Genomic DNA, 16337 nt, shown 5'->3' with positions numbered 1-16337 from the left:
CCTAGTACGGCTAGGCTGGCCAATTTTGGTAAATCTGGGCCAACAGATCTGCAGCTTTTTCTTGATCTGCAAAGCTGTTATCGGCATTGAATACAGCTAGGTTGTTGCTCGAACCGACAGAGGTCAATCTTAAGACATAAATCTGTTGATCGACCTTAATGGTTGCCTCGTAACGGTTCTTACTTTGACCAACAATGCTGTAATTCAGACTGCTGAGGGTGGCAAGTGTGTATTGCCAAATTGTAGCAGAATTTCCATCAATTTTGAGCAACGGATTTTGGTTTCCGTCAACTACGGGTTGAGGACGTCCAATTTGCGTACTGTCTTGAACTGTGTTGCTGCTGGCTTGCATGGCTTCAGGACGTGGCATCGCAAAACGGTTGCCACGTGCATTTTCAAGCTTAGGTGCATTTGCCGTTGCTAAAGGGTCAACGCTTGGTGCAGGATACAACGGTGTTGCAGGTCGAACCACAGAACCTTCTGGATATTGAAGTGGTGCTAAAGTAGCGGCGTCTTTATAGTCCAATGAACCATTATTGATGGCAAGAGAACTACAACCAGCCAAACTCAATACTGAAAGTGCGGCGATAAAACCAAAACGTAATTGCATCATACTAAGCTCTTTTATTGAATGACACCCGCAGCCTGAAGGGCTTCGCGTAACGGTGCACGATATTGTTCTGCAAGCGGAGTTAATGGCAGGCGAATTCCTGTACCAATTAATCCCATTTCATGAAGTGCCCATTTCACAGGAATTGGGTTCGATTCACAAAATAGAATATTGTGTAAATTTGCAATCGCACTGTTTTGTTGCTCTGCACCTGCAGCATCACCTGCGATTGCAGCCGCGCAAACTTGGCTCATGGCTTTTGGTGCAACATTGGCAGTTACAGAAATATTGCCTTTTGCACCGTGCAGCATCAATTGATATGCCGTAGCGTCATCGCCTGAATACACCACCATGTTTTTGCCTGTTAAGCCAGCCAATAATTGCTGACCACGTGGCACATCGCCCGTTGCATCTTTTACGCCCACAATATTTGGGATGTCTGCAAGACGGATGACCGTTTCATTTGACATATCTACACCAGTACGACCCGGTACATTATATAAAATGATAGGTAAATCAACTGCTTCTGCAATTGCTTTATAGTGCTGGTATAAACCTTCCTGAGTTGGCTTATTATAATAAGGCGTTACCAATAAGGCCGCATCTGCGCCCAATTGTTGTGCTTCTTTGGTCAGTTCGATGGCTTCATGCGTTGAGTTTGCACCAGTACCAGCAATGACAGGAATACGCTTATTTGCGACGCGAATAATTTCTGCGATCACTTTGGTGTGCTCTTCCATACTTAAGGTCGATGCTTCACCAGTTGTACCTACAGCAACAATACTGTTGGTACCTTGTTCTATGTGCCACTCAACGAGCTTCTCGAGACCTTTCCAATCTACGCTGCCATCTTCTAACATTGGGGTGACAATTGCGACAATTGAGCCTTGAATGGTCTGTGCTTGCTGAGTCATTTTTTAAAAAGATCCTATTTTTCCATCCACAGAGGTGTAGAAAAGGTAGATGTGGATGGTTGCAGTATTTTGATTTGGGTCAAAATTCAATCAAATTGATTAAATAATGCTTAGCCAAATTATGACTGATTCAGTGTGTCAGAACAATATGCTTTCGTCAAAGCAATCATAAACTTTGTTTAATTTAGTATTTTAGGATCAGCAGCTTGTTGTTCAAAATAAAAAAATAATAACCATCTCCTTTGTACCCAAATTTTCATTGGTATGGCGCAACCCTCATCAGCACTTTTTTAGCCTCAAGTTTGAAATACAACGCTGAATATAGGGTCTGTTGACATTTCATAAATGGCTTGCGCTGTAGGCTAAAACTGAGCAGATCAGGCATGAAACGCAGGGAATAGCGAGACTATTGCCAAGTTTCATAACGCAATCTGAGAAAGTTTTAGCCACAGCCTTTCAGGGCGAGCATATTTTTTGCTGCTATTGCGTTATGTGCCAGTCATTTAGAATGACTAAATTTCCTGTCTCATGCCTTATATCAGCTAAAAAATATGTATCGCCGCAAACATAGACAAATTGTCAACAGACCCTAGATATTTATATAAAAAAACGCTCAATTCAGAGCTTATAGCTCTTATATCTGAGTGTTTTAATCGGGATATTTTGATTTTTGACTCTTAAGAATAATAGCTTTTAAGTCTACTTATGTTGTCACTGACTTCTTAAATGGTGAGAAATCTTGTACTGAATTTACTGCTTTAAGCTGGAAAATAGCGGGTAACTTGCCAGATTTATTGTTTTTTTCGCTATGTTTTTTTCTACATGCTGCGTAACACGTTTGCGCTGATCTGAAAAAATTCACTTTGGTCTAACACTTATTGATAGCTATTGCTGCAGTTTAAAACTGCGCAAGATGCAGGCTTTCACATGGCTATCTAATTCTAGTAGAGGGACCCAATGGATAGATCAACACAACATAGCGATCAGCGGCATGCGGTTATTACCGTCGCGATCTGCTTTTTAATTGCAGTGATTGAAGGTCTGGATATTCAGGCAGCAGGTATTGCTGCGGCAGGTATCCGTGAGCATTTTGGTTTAGACAGCTCGCAGCTTGGGGTATTTTTTAGTGCGGGTATTTTAGGTTTATTGCCAGGTGCTTTGGTTGGCGGACGTTTTGCAGACCGTATTGGTCGTAAAAAAGTATTAATCTGGTCTACAGCAGTCTTTGCTTTATTTACCTTATGTACGGTGTGGGTGAATAGCTTTGAAAGCCTATTGGCGGTGCGCTTCTTGGCAGGTGCGGGTTTAGGGGCAGCCATGCCAATTTTAATTACTTTGGCATCTGAAGCTGTTTCGCCACAAAACCGTGGTCGTGCTGTGGGCTTGATGTATTGTGGTATGCCTGTGGGTGCAGCCATTTTATCTTTAATTGCCAGTACAGATTTTGGCTCAAACTGGAAAAACATTTTCTATTTGGGTGGTTTGCTGCCATTTATTGTCATTCCATTGATGATGTGGTTATTGCCAGAATCACGTGAATTCTTAAAAGCACAAGCGGCAGGTAAAGATGTCACAGCACAAAATGCTGCGCCAAAAGCATCTTTTAAAGATTTGTTTAATTCACAAAACTTATTGCGTACCTTATTTATTTGGGTGAGTTACTTCTTTACCTTGATGGTGGTTTACATCATGTTGAGCTGGTTACCATCTTTATTTATGGAATTAGGTTTCTCGCGTAAAGAAGGCAGTACTGCACAGTTCTATTTCATGGTGAGTGCGACAGTCGGTACTGTAATTTTGGGTATGCTGACCGACCGTTGGAAAAAAGCCTACGTGATTTTATTGATGTATGGTGGTATTTTGGCAGGTTTATTTGCTCTAAATGCAGCGGGTTCACTCATGCAAATGTATATGGCTTCAGCTTTGGTCGGTGCTTTTGTGATTGGCTGTCAGGGCGTGTTATATGCTTTTGGTAGTATTGTCTACCCAACCGAAGTACGTGGTACTGGGGTCGGTGTTGCCTCTGCTGTTGGTCGTGTAGGCGCAATGCTTGGCCCTGCTATTGCAGGTCAGTTGTTGGCAGCAGGCTTTGGTGCGGCTGGGGTTATTTCAGCAGCCATTCCATGTATTATTATTTCAGCCATTTTCATGTTGTTATTGGTACGTCGTATTCAAACTGTTTAAAAGGATGAGAACAGTTGAAAGACCAAATAGCCTGCACCTGCAGGCTATTTTTTTGTATGTTGATCGCTGATTTTTGAGAGAAAATGCTCGAATGAAGTGTGACAAGTACTGTCGCAAAGCTGCCTGTTCTACTGGGTGGCAATGACGCAAGCAGGGTATAATAAGTCCTAAAAAACAGTAAATATAAGAGTATCATTTGAAGCAGAAAAAATTGATTGCAGAATTTCAGTTGGATCAACAGCAGTTTTCGCTGTATCTGATTGAATATGAATTTATTTTAGAACTGAAACGCCATTTTCGAGCAACACGGACTTCTCCAAAACAAAACGCGTGGCTGGCATTTGCCGATCAAGCTACTTATGAAGATGTCAACGCAGGTATTGATGCCTTTCAGGTGATGCGTTTAACCCGACAGCATTTGGTCAATTATTTAACTCGGCATCCACTGCCTTATTTTTATTTTCATGCCGCGACTGCACGCAAAGCCAAAATCTATCCACGTTTTGTACGGCAATTATTGTTACAGCTACCGAACTATCAACATTGTGCCGAAAACGATTCTTTTTATTTTTATCAAAGCGATACAACTCAGACTTAAATTTCAGCTATGCTGAGGGTAGCGTTTAAGATGGGAAAGGAAACAGCATGCAGCAGCTGAATAATGCCTTGATTGTGGTTGATGTGCAAAATGGTTTTTGTCCAGGAGGTAATTTGGCGGTTGCAAATGCCGATCAAATTATTCCCTGCATTAATGCGTTGGGACGTGTGTTTCAGAACATTGTGATCACCCAAGACTGGCATCCTGCAACGCATGTGTCCTTTGCTGCCAACCATGCAGGCAAACAGGACTATGAGCAGATTCAGCTCAGTTATGGCGAGCAAGTGTTGTGGCCTGTGCATTGTGTGCAAGGCACAGCTGATGCTGAATTACACCCAGATTTAGATTTGCCTACAGCACAATTGATTATACGCAAAGGTTTTCACGAGCAAATAGACAGTTATTCTGCCTTTATGGAAGCAGACCGCAAAACCACCACAGGCTTGGCGGCCTATTTAAAAGCCCGTGAAATTGATACGGTTTATATTGTGGGCATTGCCACCGACTTTTGTGTGGCGTGGACGGCAATAGATGCCTGTGAGTTGGGTTTTAGCACCTATGTGATTGAAGATGCCACCAAAGCGATTGATTTAAATGGCTCTTTAGAACAAGCATGGCAACAGATGTTGGCACAAGGAGTACAGCGAGTACAAAGTCAGCACTTACTTGGCTAAAACTAGATAACGAACTGGCCGCGAAAGGGAAGGGCGAAATCTTCCTTTTTGCTATAAAAATAGATTAAATGTAAAATAAAATAAATAAAAATCAATTTTTTACATATACCCAATTTTGACGAAATGTTCTGCGATTGATTGTGGGTGTAACATGATTGTCATAATCTCTACCTACCATGCCTTGCACAGAGGCGAAATAAGCAGACTGTCTTAAAAACAGCATAGAGAAGATATGGAACACTTTCAGCATTCATCTGATACTTATTTTAATCGTGAACTCTCTTTAATTGAGTTTAACCGTCGGGTCTTGGCGCAAGCTTTAGACCCAGAGTTACCTATTTTAGAGCGACTCAATTTTTTAATTATTTTTTCACGTAATTTAGATGAGTTTTTTGAAATTCGCGTTGCAGGTTTAATGAAGCAACTCGATTTGAATGCCATTACCCGTACCCCAGATGCCATTCCGACTGAACAGGTCTTGGTAGAACTGTCTGATAAAGTGCATCAGGCGGTGAAGCAGCAATACGACACTTTAAATTATGCCATTTTGCCGCAGCTGCAAAGTTTAGGGATTCACTTTATTCAATACCATGACATTGTGGATAAACATAAAGCGTGGATTGCCGATTATTTTGCCCGTCAGGTACAGCCTGTTTTAACGCCAATTAGCCTAGACCCATCGCATCCATTTCCGCGTTTGGTCAATAAAAGTCTGAACTTTATTGTCAGTTTACAAGGCAAAGATGCTTTTGGACGTGAAATTGAAATGGCGATTGTGCCTGCGCCACGCTCTTTGCCACGTTTAATCAATTTGCCAAAAGAAGTGGCAGGTAGTGCGACTGAACATATTTTCTTGACTGCGATTATTCAGCAGCATATCAATGATCTGTTCCCAGGCATGAAAGCCACAGGTTGCTATGCGTTTCGAGTGACCCGCAATGCCGACCTGATTTTGGCCGAAGATGTCGATGATTTGGCAGTTGCCTTAAAAGATGAATTATCGTCACGTCGTTTTGGGCGTGCGGTACGTTTAGAAATTGAAGATGATTGCCCGCAAGATATTATTGATTATTTGCTCAGAGAGTTTGATTTAGATGAGCAGCAATTATATCGGATTAGCGGGCCGATTAACCTGTCGCGTCTGACCAGTAGTTTTGACCGACCTGAATTGAAATATCCACCTTTTGCACCTGTGATTCCAAAAATATTTCGGAAGCAAAAACCGATGTTTGAGATTCTGAAAAAGCAGGATGTGTTGCTACATCACCCATTTGACTCTTTTCAGCCGGTGATTAATTTACTCAAAGAAGCGGCGAAAGACCCAAATGTGTTGGCGATTAAGCAAACGCTGTATCGTAGTGGCCCAGATTCTGAAATTGTGCAGGTACTTGCAGAAGCCGCACGTAATGGCAAAGAAGTCACTGCCGTGATCGAGCTACGCGCACGTTTTGATGAAGAATCCAACATTATGGTCGCCAACGTCTTGCAAGAGGCAGGCGCAGTGGTGGTGTATGGCATTGTCGGCTATAAAACCCATGCCAAAATGATTTTGATTGTGCGTCGTGAGCAAGATCAGTTGGTGCGCTATGTGCATTTGGGTACAGGCAACTATCATGCGGGCAATGCACGTATGTACACCGACTATGGTTTGATGACCACACATCCTGATATTTGTGAAGATGTGCATCGGGTGTTTCAGGAACTCACAGGCATGGGCAGATCGGCAAAATTAAAAAACTTGCTGCATGCACCATTTACCTTGCACAGTGAATTGCTCAAACTGATTGAACAAGAAATCGGGTTTGCACAAGCAGGCAAAGCTGCCCGAATTATCATTAAAGTCAATGCATTGACTGAGCCTGAGTTAATTACGGCTTTGTACCGTGCTTCGCAGGCAGGGGTACAGGTCGATTTAATTATCCGCTCGATTTGTTGTTTGATTCCAAAAGTGAAAGGTATGTCTGAGCATATTCATGTCCGTTCGATTGTGGGACGCTTTTTGGAACATACCCGCGTGTATTATTTTGAGCATGGTGGTGCAAAAAAATTGTACTGCGCCAGCGCAGACTGGATGGGGCGCAACTTATTTTCACGGGTGGAAACTTGCTTCCCTATTTTGGATGAGAAAATTAAACAGCGTATTGTAGAAGATGGCTTGCTGAGTTATTTGCATGACAATCAAAATGCGTGGGAGCTACAAGCCAATGGCGAATGGCAGAAAGCTGCTGTGGTGGGGCAGGCTGCTGTACACAATGCGCAAATGTATTTGGTCGAGCAGAAGCAGTTGAATGTGTAAATTGGGCTGCAGTAAATGGATGTGATCTAGCATCTGTGAGTATAAAAAACCTGAGTATGTGTGCATACTCAGGTTTTTATGCTTTTAAGGCATCTCATGGATTATTTTAAGAAGCTCTTGAATGTTTGCCTTTTAGAATTTCAGTTCGCAGGCTTTGCGCCAACTCAGCCGATTGGCTGTCCATGCCATTAACCATAAAGGCATGGCGCATCAGCACATTGGTCGGATTTGGCATACTCACCAATTCATAATGCGTAGACAGTTCATCTAGTAATTCATTCGGTAAATGCACTGCATTTTCACGAGCAGATAATTGATGCACCAAACGCTCTGCTGCCTGCACTGCAGATAACTGCATGGCTTCGACTGCGGTTGATAAACCACTGCGAGTTTGCAACACAAAACGCTTTTCTTCACGATAACGCTTATACAGCACTTCAGACAATAACTGGAACACCGTGCCAATCATGGCCATACAGGCTGCTGCATTTGGTGTATTGGCTGCAATACTGAGTGTTGCTCCATCTTCATGGAATGGTTGTACTGTTTGAATGTCGGAACGGTTTAACTTGTAGTGTTGTACGCACAGTTCAATGCTTTTGTTCAGGAAAATCTGACATAAGCTAAAATAAGGCACAGACACACTTTGCGTGACCGTGTCTAATAATTGTTTCGGGTCATAAAACTGAATATTCAGCGCAATGTTGTTTTGCTCTTGGCTTTGCTCAATGGCTTTGTTTGCTTTAGGCGACATCACAGGTTTAGGCTGTTGCTGTGCCTGCGCAAGTGCCAAAGCCGTTTGATGTTTTTCTTGTTCAAGGGCTTGCGTCAATAATTGTAATTCGTGTTTAAGGCGAGATTCATTATTAATGCGTGCTAAATATTCACTACGACTTGGACGGGCAATCGCGCGATAAGCCAACCATAACAAGCCATGAACCAATAATGATAAAAGTGTCGCTAACCATTGGGTACGCAGAATTTCACCAATACTTGGCTGAATTAAGGTAATTTCAATGCTGCCGACTTTCTTTTCATTGATGATTGCATCGCGGACAAAGACTTCACCTTCACGGGTACGTGACTGTCCACCTGTCGCCAAGACCTGATTTTTCGCATCTAAAATACGAATAGAAGCAATGCTTGGATTGGTGGCATAACGATTCACCAATAATGCCAGTGATACTGTATTGGCAGGTTCCAGCTCAGAAAGGCTGTCTGTGACCAGTTGGCTGGTCATTAACTGCCCCTGATTGGCGCGGTTTTCATTTAATTGGTGTGTTGTTGCAAGCACCAATAAAAAGGTGTGAAAAGCAAAACTTACAATCAATAGGCTAGCAAATAGCCCTTGTCTAGGCGCATTCAAGGTAAAACTTCCAAGGCATTTATATTCAATTTAGATTATGATTCTCACAATAGTTGTAGCTCAGACCCGAGTCAATTCATGCGAGAAATCATTCTTATATCATTTTTAGGACCTGACCAACCTAATCAGTTTACTCGATTAATGCAGGTATTGTCCGCTCATTCCTTACAAATCTTAGATGTTGGCCAAGCTGTTATTCATAATCAACTGACTTTAGGTATTGTTGTTGCATCAGAAGACCAGACTGCAACTGCTTTAGCCATGAAGGAGATTCTGATTTTAGCACATGATATTGGCTTAACTGTGCGTTTTAAACCAATCTCTGCAACTGAATATGAGCAATGGGTCAAAGAAGGCGGTCGTACCCGTTATATCGTGACTGCACTGGCACCAGAGCTGAATGCCTCACATTTACAGGCGGTCACGCATATTGTATCTAGCCAAGGTTTTAACATTGAAACTGTAACCCGTTTGTCGGGTCGCCCACAGCTTAATGTAGCCGAAGATGAACCTAAACGTGCTTGCATTCAGTTTGGATTAAGTGGACAAATGCTAGATGCAGTTGCCATGCGTGCTGCGTGTTTAAGCCTGTCGAATGAACTGAGTGTGGATGTCGCGGTACAAGAAGACAATGCCTACCGTCGTAACCGCCGTTTGGTGTGTTTTGACATGGACTCAACGCTCATTGAACAAGAAGTGATTGATGAGTTGGCGATTGAGGCAGGTGTGGGCGATCAGGTGGCGGACATTACCGAACGTGCCATGCAGGGTGAACTGGATTTTCAGCAAAGTTTCCGCGCGCGCGTAGCATTGCTCAAAGGTTTAGATGCTGCTGTGTTGCCTAAAATTGCCGAACGTCTGACCGTGACCGAAGGTGCTGAACGCCTGATTTCAACCCTGAAATCTTTGGGTTATCGCACCGCTATTTTGTCGGGCGGTTTCCAATATTTCGCAGAATATCTGCAGGAAAAATTGGGGATTGATGAAGTGCATGCCAACATTCTAGATGTGGAAAATGGCATGGTTACAGGCGAAGTAAAAGGTCACATTGTGGATGGTGCGCGTAAGGCATTATTGCTACGTGAACTGGCAGACAAAATGGGGATTTCTTTGGAACAAGCCATTGCGGTGGGTGATGGTGCGAACGACTTACCAATGCTTTCTATTGCAGGTTTAGGTGTGGCGTTCCGTGCTAAACCGTTGGTACGTCAAAACGCCAATCAAGCCATTTCAAGCGTGGGCTTAGATGGTGTGCTGTACTTATTGGGCGTGCATGACAAAGACTTGAACCGTGCCTAATATGACAATTCAATGAAAAAAACGCAGCAGTCATGCTGCGTTTTTTGTTTGTATAATCAGCAGATAACGATGAACGGTAAACAAAAACTGTCGATAAAAACCGCAACAGCATTGAATGAAAAAAATATTTTTTAAGGCAAAAAAATAAGGTGTTTTTTTGTAATGACACGCGAATAAAGAGCTAGCTTAGCTTCCCGAAAACTACAAAATTTAAAAAATGTAATGACAATATAATATTGCGACAAGGTGTGTCGCTTTATAAAAATACAAGTCTTTTTTTATCTAGAAAACGCAGCATAATGCAGACATAGAATTTAAATCGACATCCATTATTTATTTAAACGGTATTTGAAGTCGCAGACCAATTCAAAAAGAGGCTGCATCTTTAGACGGAGGTTTTTATGCTAACAGCGAATTTAGCGACCATTGTAGGCTTAAGCCTCGTCGCAGCTGCGTTGATTGCTGTTTTCTTTTCGCCTTATCGTCGCTGGTTAAACTTTATGTTGGCAGGTATGGTGTTTTGGGGTTTATTGGAAGTGGTGCGCTACAGTGTGCAAAGCGTATTTGAACTGCCAATTACCTACAGTTACTTGTCGGCAATTTTCTTGGCGATGACTTTGGTGACTTTATTATTATTACGAGAAGACCGTCGGGCAGAGCGTGCTTTGGCAAAACGTCGCTATATCGAACATACCCCAGTCTATGAAGACGATCAGCAGCAGTGCTCAAGCCGCTAAATCGTACAGACTAAATTCAAAAACTTTAAAAAGATGCAACTGGTTTGCATCTTTTTTGCTTTATCTGTACGGCAGTTTGCGCCATCCAAACAGCGACAAAATTTTAACACCCTCCTAAAGATTGTTATACAAAGCCTTGCAGCAAAAAGCGGGAGTTGTGATAGGATGAGTCTGTTCATTATCCAACAATTACAATAGGCTTCACTGTCATGAAACTTTCTGCAATTCCTGTGGTCAAACTTCCTTTGGTTGATGTCAGCACCGATCCACTTGACCTTCTCGTGGCAGGTTTGGCATTGCGTATGAAACAACTGGCACGTACCAGTCCAAAATTTATTGAGTTGGTGCATGAACGCCAGTTCCGTATTCAAATTGGCACAGACTTGGGTATGGCGCGTCAAATTATTGTCAACAATGGACATATTGACACTGTGGCAGGCGATGCAGAAAAAGCCGATTTTATTTTGCAGTTTGCAGACAGCGAGCAAGGCGTAAAAACCTTAATGAAAGGTGATCCAACTGCATTTATGACAGGCATGCAAAATGGCAGCATTAAAATGGAAGGTGATTTTGGCTTATTGGTGTGGTTTAACCAAGCAGCGAAATTGATTCCACCTAAACTACCAAAACCTGTAAAAGAAAAAATTAAAATGGCACGCCAGTTTATTAAACAAAAAACGGGTAAATAAGCTGCTCAGACCCAAACAAAAACCTCTGATCAATTTTTGACAGAGGTTTTTTTATATGTGATTTACTCGACTTCCAAACAAAAAGTCACAGGCCCGTCATTTACCAAATGCACTTTCATATCGGCAGAGAAAATACCTGTTTCCACCCTGTCAAACTGACTTTTGGCATAGTCCACCAATTGTTCATACAGCGCTTTGGCATCGTTTGGGGGCATCGCAGGGCCAAAATCAGGACGTAAACCTTTTTGAGTCTGTGCCATGAGGGTAAATTGTGAAACCAATAACACACTGCCATTGGCCTGACGGACATTCCAACCCATTTTGCCTTGTTCATCATCAAAAAAACGATATTTTAAAATTTTATCAATCAGCTTTTTGCCTTTCTCAAAATTATCGTCTTTGCCTAAGCCCAAAAATACCAAAATACCCTGTTGAATCTCGCCAGTGATTTCACCATCGACCACGACTTTGGCTTCAAGAACTCGTTGTAATAATGCGCGCATGGGGGACTAATTTTCTCAGTGTGGGGGATGGCTGCAGATTGTAGCAAACTTAGGCACTTTGGCGTGCATTAACATCAATCACGAAAGCATCACAACGGTAGCTGCCCGCAGAGAGGTAAAATATCTTGGGAAGGCTACACTTCAGCAAAGTTGTAACAAGATTGTCGATAAAAGCCCTTTTTTGCTGAATAAAGTATGCTTTAATGCAAGAAGTACCGCGAAATGATGATCCCTATGACCCCCATTATTCAATCTCTGCTCGATACTGATTTATATAAATTCACCATGTTACAGGTGGTGCTGCATAAATTTCCGCAAACGCACAGTGTGTATCAATTCCGCTGCCGTAATCTTGAAGATACCGCGTATCCACTGAGCGATATTTTAGCTGAGTTGAATGCGCAGCTTGATCATTTGTGTCAGTTGAAATTTAAAGAAGATGAATTGCAGTATTTGCGTAATTTACGCTTTATTAAAAGTGACTTTGTCGATTATTTAGAATTATTTCAGCTCAAGCGTCGTTTTATTCACGCCAGTATTGATGCGCAAGGTCGTTTGGATATTCGGGTAGAAGGCCCGATGGTACAGGCCATGATGTTCGAGATTTTTGTCCTGGCAATTGTCAATGAACTGTATTTTCAGCGCATCCGTAATGATGAGGTTTGGGCAGAAGGTGAGCGCCGTTTACAGCAAAAAATTGCCCTGATTCAAAGTTACCAACAGCAGCAACTGCCTGAAGATCCACCATTTTTGGTTTCAGATTTTGGTACGCGCCGCCGTTATAGTTTTGCATGGCAAAAGCACGTGATTGCGGCTTTTCATCAAGCTGTACCTGAAGTGTTTCGTGGTACTAGTAATGTACTGTTGGCTAAAGAATTAGGCATTACCCCCATTGGGACAATGGCACATGAGTTTTTACAGGCATTTCAGGCGCTAGATGTACGTTTACGTGACTTCCAAAAAGCCGCACTAGAAACTTGGGTGCAAGAATATCGGGGTGATTTAGGCATTGCCTTGACTGATGTGGTCGGGATGGATGCTTTCCTGCGTGACTTTGATTTGTATTTTGCCAAGTTATTTGATGGCTTGCGACATGACAGTGGCGACCCGTATGTGTGGGGCGATAAAGCTTATGCACATTATAAAAAGCTAAAAATTGACAGTAAAACTAAAATGCTGACCTTCAGTGATGGCTTAAATGTCGAAAAAGCATGGGCCTTGCATCAGTATTTTAAAGACCGTTTTCAGGTTAGTTTTGGGATTGGTACCAACTTAACCAATGATATGGGGCAAACTGCGCTAAATATTGTGTTGAAATTGGTGGAATGTAATGGTCAGTCGGTGGCGAAATTGTCCGATAGTCCGGGTAAAACCATGACCGATAATGACACCTTCTTGGCATATTTACGCCAAGTTTTTGAAATACAAACGCCTGTTTAAAACCTGAGCACATTGAAAAAACCGAAGAAAATCTTCGGTTTTTTTCTAGATTAAAGCATGTGATTGTTAAAATTCTGCGAAAGTTATGAAAAAAACAGCATGCTATCAAAAATGACCTATACTAAGTTAAAGTTGATTGCCAAACAGACTGAACCGCATAAAAATGAGCACTTCTCCATTCAATTTTGGACTGCTGATTGAAGCAGAAGATTTAGTTCCCTTTTTAGGGCATGAAAAATTGCGCATTGTCGATTTGAGCCGCAATTCGGTGTACGAGCAATTGCATCTTCCGCATGCTTTACAGGTCAAACCGAGCATGTTGCTACGTCAGGATGAAGATACATCGGGTTTATTGCCTGAACCCGAGGCTTTACAAGACTTGATTCAGTATTTGAGTATTTCCCCTGAGCATCATGTGGTCGCCTATGACGATGAAGGTGGCGCATGGGCAGGGCGTCTGATTTGGAATTTACACTGTTTAGGCTTTGAAAATACCAGTTTACTAAATGGTGGGATTCACGCATGGTTGGCAGCAGGTTTTCCAACTACTTCTGAGGTTGAACCGCTAACACCCGTCAGCATGCTTGTTCCTGTTGCCGAGCAAAATCAGTATCGAATTCAATATGATGAGCTATTAGAAAAGTGCCAAAACCAGTCGGTGCAACTTTGGGATTGCCGCACCATAGATGAATATACAGGGCTGCGTTTGGCTGCACGACGCGGCGGTCACATTCCTGGGGCATTGCATTTTGAATGGAGTACTGCCCTTAATCGTGAAAATCATTTAAAATTGCATCCCTTAGAACGCACACGACAGCGTCTGGAACAACTCGGATTCAATTTAAACGAACCTGTAGTGGTGTATTGTCAGTCACATCACCGTTCAGGTTTGGCCTACATTTTAGGGCGTTTATTGGGTTGGAAAATTCAGGCCTATGATGGTGCGTGGAGTGAATGGGGCAACCGCCCTGACAGTCCTGTTATTACTGGAGAGTTGCCGTCTTGAGCCTCACATCACGTTTAAAAAAACAAATTTTCATTCAGGCACAACGCGTTGTGCCACAACATCAATTATCACGTGTTGTGGGTAAACTTGCAGCCAGTGAGCATCCTGTGCTCAAAAATGCGGTGATCACTGCATTCAAGGCGCAATACGGCATTGATATGTCTTTGGCAGAACAAAGCAATGCCTTGAAATATAAATCTTTTAATGAATTTTTTACCCGTTCTTTAAAGCAGGGTGTGCGGGAAATTGACAGCAATCCGAACAGCATTGTATCGCCTGCAGATGGGGCGATTTCACAGTTGGGTAAAATTGAAGATGGGGCAATTTTTCAGGCCAAAGGTCAGCAATTTACTGTTGAAAACTTAATTGCCGACCCGCAATTGGCTGAACCATTTAAAAATGGTCAATTTGCAACCGTGTATTTATCTCCGCGCGATTATCACCGTGTACACATGCCTTTTGCAGGCACACTCACCGAAACTTTATATGTGCCAGGTGAGTTGTTTTCTGTCAATCAAACCACAGCCGAAAATATTCCGGGTTTATTTGCCCGCAATGAGCGCATGGTGTGTTTGTTTGATACCGAATTGGGTCGTATGGCGGTTGTTTTGGTGGGTGCCATGATTGTGGCGGGCATTGAAACCGTGGCGACAGGCAAGGTCAAACCATCGGGGCGTTTGGAACTGAATCAACACCAATTATTCCTTGAAAAAGGTGCAGAATTAGGACGTTTTTATTTGGGTTCAACCGCGATTGTTTTGTTTGAAGAAAATAAAATGCAGTGGGATGCCGAATTCAAAGCCAACTCTGTGGTGGAAATGGGGAAAAAGTTAGGCTTTTTACTTTAATTTTCAATTTATAACGTTACAATTATCCCTCAATATTAAATATCTGCCTATTTTGTAGGCAGATGCATTATAAAGTGAGGGTTTTATTTATGTGGTTATGGATTTTACTTGCCTTAATTGCAGCGATTATTTATTTGGTTCTTACTTCTTATAATTCGCTGCAGCGTAAGGCGCATGATATTAAAGAGTCTTTATCCAATATTTCTGTCTCAATTAGTAAAAAAGTTAATTTAATTAATCAGCTTATGGATGTTGTTCGAGGTTATCAAGAAAGTGAGCAATTGACACATTTAACAGTAGTTAAAGAAACAGGAATGAATGCTATCTATTCTAGTTATCAAGATAGTAATATGATGTTAACGAACTTACAGGGTATGGCTGAGAGATACCCTGATTTAAAGGCAGACCAACAATACCATCGCTTAATTACAAATATTGAGCAATGTGAGCATGAAATTTCTCAATGGCGCAATGAATATAATGCTCGCGTGAAAGCTTATAACTCACATCGTTCATCTATCCCTACGATTTTTGTTGCTAACGGGATGGGTTTTTCTGAAGCACCATATCTTGATTTAACAATAGAAAATGCAGAACAAACTATTTTAAAAGATTTTAAAATGGATGATGGAGAGCGTTTGAATGCTTTATTTAAATCAGCAAAAGATAATATTGTAGATGGTTCTAAAGCCTTAGCCTCAACCTCTAAAGTTGTATTGGATAAAGCAGCAGATACAAGCAAAAAAATTGCGTCTAGTGAACAAGTACAAGGAATTGTAGATAAAGCAAATGTTTATATGGGGAAGCCAAGTACAACTAAATTCTTCTATTTATTATCTGATTCGACACCAAAAGGTCCTGTAAAAATAGAAGAAATTATTATGTTGGCTGAAGATCCAAATTGGGTTGAACAAGTCCGTTTATCAGAAGTCGGGACAGAACAGTGGATGAGCTTTGAAGAATGGACTACGCTTCATACACAACCAACACTGCAATTACAACAACGTGATATTTAACTTAAATAGACTCTCCCTTCTATTATAAGAGCATAGGTATCTACACAATTTCCATGTTTTGCGTTAAATTGAAGAGCATGCTCTTCAATTTTAACATCTCTCGCTTAGATCAGCGCCTTGTCAAACGTTACAACAACCTTGTTCAGTTCAATATGAA

Annotated in this window: 15 protein-coding genes; 11 read left to right on the top strand and 4 right to left on the bottom strand. The window is 41.8% G+C overall.

What is annotated here, in order from left to right:
• Positions 1-10 precede the first annotated feature (10 nt).
• Both AC07E5_RS08380 and dapA read right to left on the bottom strand, forming a co-directional pair.
• A complete protein-coding gene (locus tag AC07E5_RS08380) occupies positions 11-610 on the bottom strand; it encodes a hypothetical protein (RefSeq protein ID WP_026438344.1) in 600 nt (199 codons plus the stop codon).
• A 14-nt stretch (positions 611-624) separates the two neighbouring features.
• Positions 625-1524, bottom strand: a complete 900-nt coding sequence (dapA, locus tag AC07E5_RS08375; RefSeq protein ID WP_131261232.1) for a 4-hydroxy-tetrahydrodipicolinate synthase — start codon at positions 1522-1524, stop codon at positions 625-627.
• A gap of 957 nt (positions 1525-2481) precedes the next feature.
• Between dapA and mhpT the strand changes: the two genes are divergently transcribed.
• The 4 genes from mhpT (at position 2482) to ppk1 (ending at position 7276) form a co-directional block, all read left to right on the top strand.
• The gene (mhpT, locus tag AC07E5_RS08370) at positions 2482-3708 is read left to right on the top strand and encodes a 3-(3-hydroxy-phenyl)propionate transporter MhpT (protein WP_131261231.1); all 1227 of its coding nucleotides are present in this window, start codon (positions 2482-2484) and stop codon (positions 3706-3708) included.
• Between the two features lie 196 nt (positions 3709-3904).
• Positions 3905-4306, top strand: a complete 402-nt coding sequence (locus AC07E5_RS08365) for a hypothetical protein (RefSeq protein WP_131261230.1) — start codon at positions 3905-3907, stop codon at positions 4304-4306.
• A 47-nt stretch (positions 4307-4353) separates the two neighbouring features.
• Positions 4354-4980 carry a bifunctional nicotinamidase/pyrazinamidase gene (pncA, locus tag AC07E5_RS08360; RefSeq protein WP_104852749.1) on the top strand — a complete coding sequence of 209 codons (627 nt, stop codon included), beginning with the start codon at positions 4354-4356 and terminating at the stop codon, positions 4978-4980.
• A 232-nt stretch (positions 4981-5212) separates the two neighbouring features.
• Entirely contained in the window at positions 5213-7276 is a 2064-nt protein-coding gene (gene ppk1, locus AC07E5_RS08355) for a polyphosphate kinase 1 (RefSeq protein ID WP_253132424.1), read from the top strand.
• Between the two features lie 106 nt (positions 7277-7382).
• Here the strand turns inward: ppk1 and AC07E5_RS08350 are convergent, their stop codons facing one another.
• The gene (locus AC07E5_RS08350; protein WP_253132422.1) at positions 7383-8642 is read right to left on the bottom strand and encodes a hypothetical protein; all 1260 of its coding nucleotides are present in this window, start codon (positions 8640-8642) and stop codon (positions 7383-7385) included.
• A gap of 78 nt (positions 8643-8720) precedes the next feature.
• On the opposite strand from AC07E5_RS08350, the gene serB reads away from it, so the two are divergent.
• From serB to AC07E5_RS08335, 3 genes are all read left to right on the top strand, one after another.
• The gene (gene serB / locus AC07E5_RS08345; RefSeq protein WP_004974136.1) at positions 8721-9941 is read left to right on the top strand and encodes a phosphoserine phosphatase SerB; all 1221 of its coding nucleotides are present in this window, start codon (positions 8721-8723) and stop codon (positions 9939-9941) included.
• Positions 9942-10342: 401 nt separating this feature from the next.
• Entirely contained in the window at positions 10343-10678 is a 336-nt protein-coding gene (gene aciT, locus AC07E5_RS08340; protein WP_004974137.1) for a ciprofloxacin tolerance protein AciT, read from the top strand.
• Between the two features lie 209 nt (positions 10679-10887).
• Positions 10888-11367 (top strand): hypothetical protein, encoded by a 480-nt coding sequence (locus tag AC07E5_RS08335; protein WP_004974140.1) that lies wholly within the window; start codon positions 10888-10890, stop codon positions 11365-11367.
• Between the two features lie 62 nt (positions 11368-11429).
• Here AC07E5_RS08335 and dtd read toward each other — a convergent pair whose 3' ends face one another.
• Complete coding sequence (dtd, locus tag AC07E5_RS08330; protein WP_253132420.1) at positions 11430-11870, bottom strand: D-aminoacyl-tRNA deacylase; 441 nt, start codon at positions 11868-11870, stop codon at positions 11430-11432.
• Between the two features lie 234 nt (positions 11871-12104).
• Here dtd and pncB point away from each other — a divergent pair, with 234 nt between their 5' ends.
• The 4 genes from pncB to AC07E5_RS08310 all read left to right on the top strand — a co-directional run bounded on the left by pncB (position 12105) and on the right by AC07E5_RS08310 (position 16180).
• Positions 12105-13310 (top strand): nicotinate phosphoribosyltransferase, encoded by a 1206-nt coding sequence (gene pncB / locus AC07E5_RS08325; protein ID WP_131261228.1) that lies wholly within the window; start codon positions 12105-12107, stop codon positions 13308-13310.
• Between the two features lie 163 nt (positions 13311-13473).
• Positions 13474-14316 carry a sulfurtransferase gene (locus AC07E5_RS08320; RefSeq protein WP_167846417.1) on the top strand — a complete coding sequence of 281 codons (843 nt, stop codon included), beginning with the start codon at positions 13474-13476 and terminating at the stop codon, positions 14314-14316.
• Positions 14313-15164, top strand: a complete 852-nt coding sequence (asd, locus tag AC07E5_RS08315) for an archaetidylserine decarboxylase (RefSeq protein ID WP_104852745.1) — start codon at positions 14313-14315, stop codon at positions 15162-15164. Before AC07E5_RS08320 ends, asd begins: the two co-directional genes overlap by 4 nt.
• Before the next feature lie 89 nt (positions 15165-15253).
• Positions 15254-16180 carry a LemA family protein gene (locus AC07E5_RS08310; RefSeq protein WP_158660398.1) on the top strand — a complete coding sequence of 309 codons (927 nt, stop codon included), beginning with the start codon at positions 15254-15256 and terminating at the stop codon, positions 16178-16180.
• Positions 16181-16337 lie beyond the last annotated feature (157 nt).

It is taken from the genome of Acinetobacter seohaensis (genome assembly GCF_056431365.1).
The sequence above is the reverse complement of the archived record's forward strand: the minus strand, read 5'-3'. Positions and strand labels throughout refer to the sequence as shown.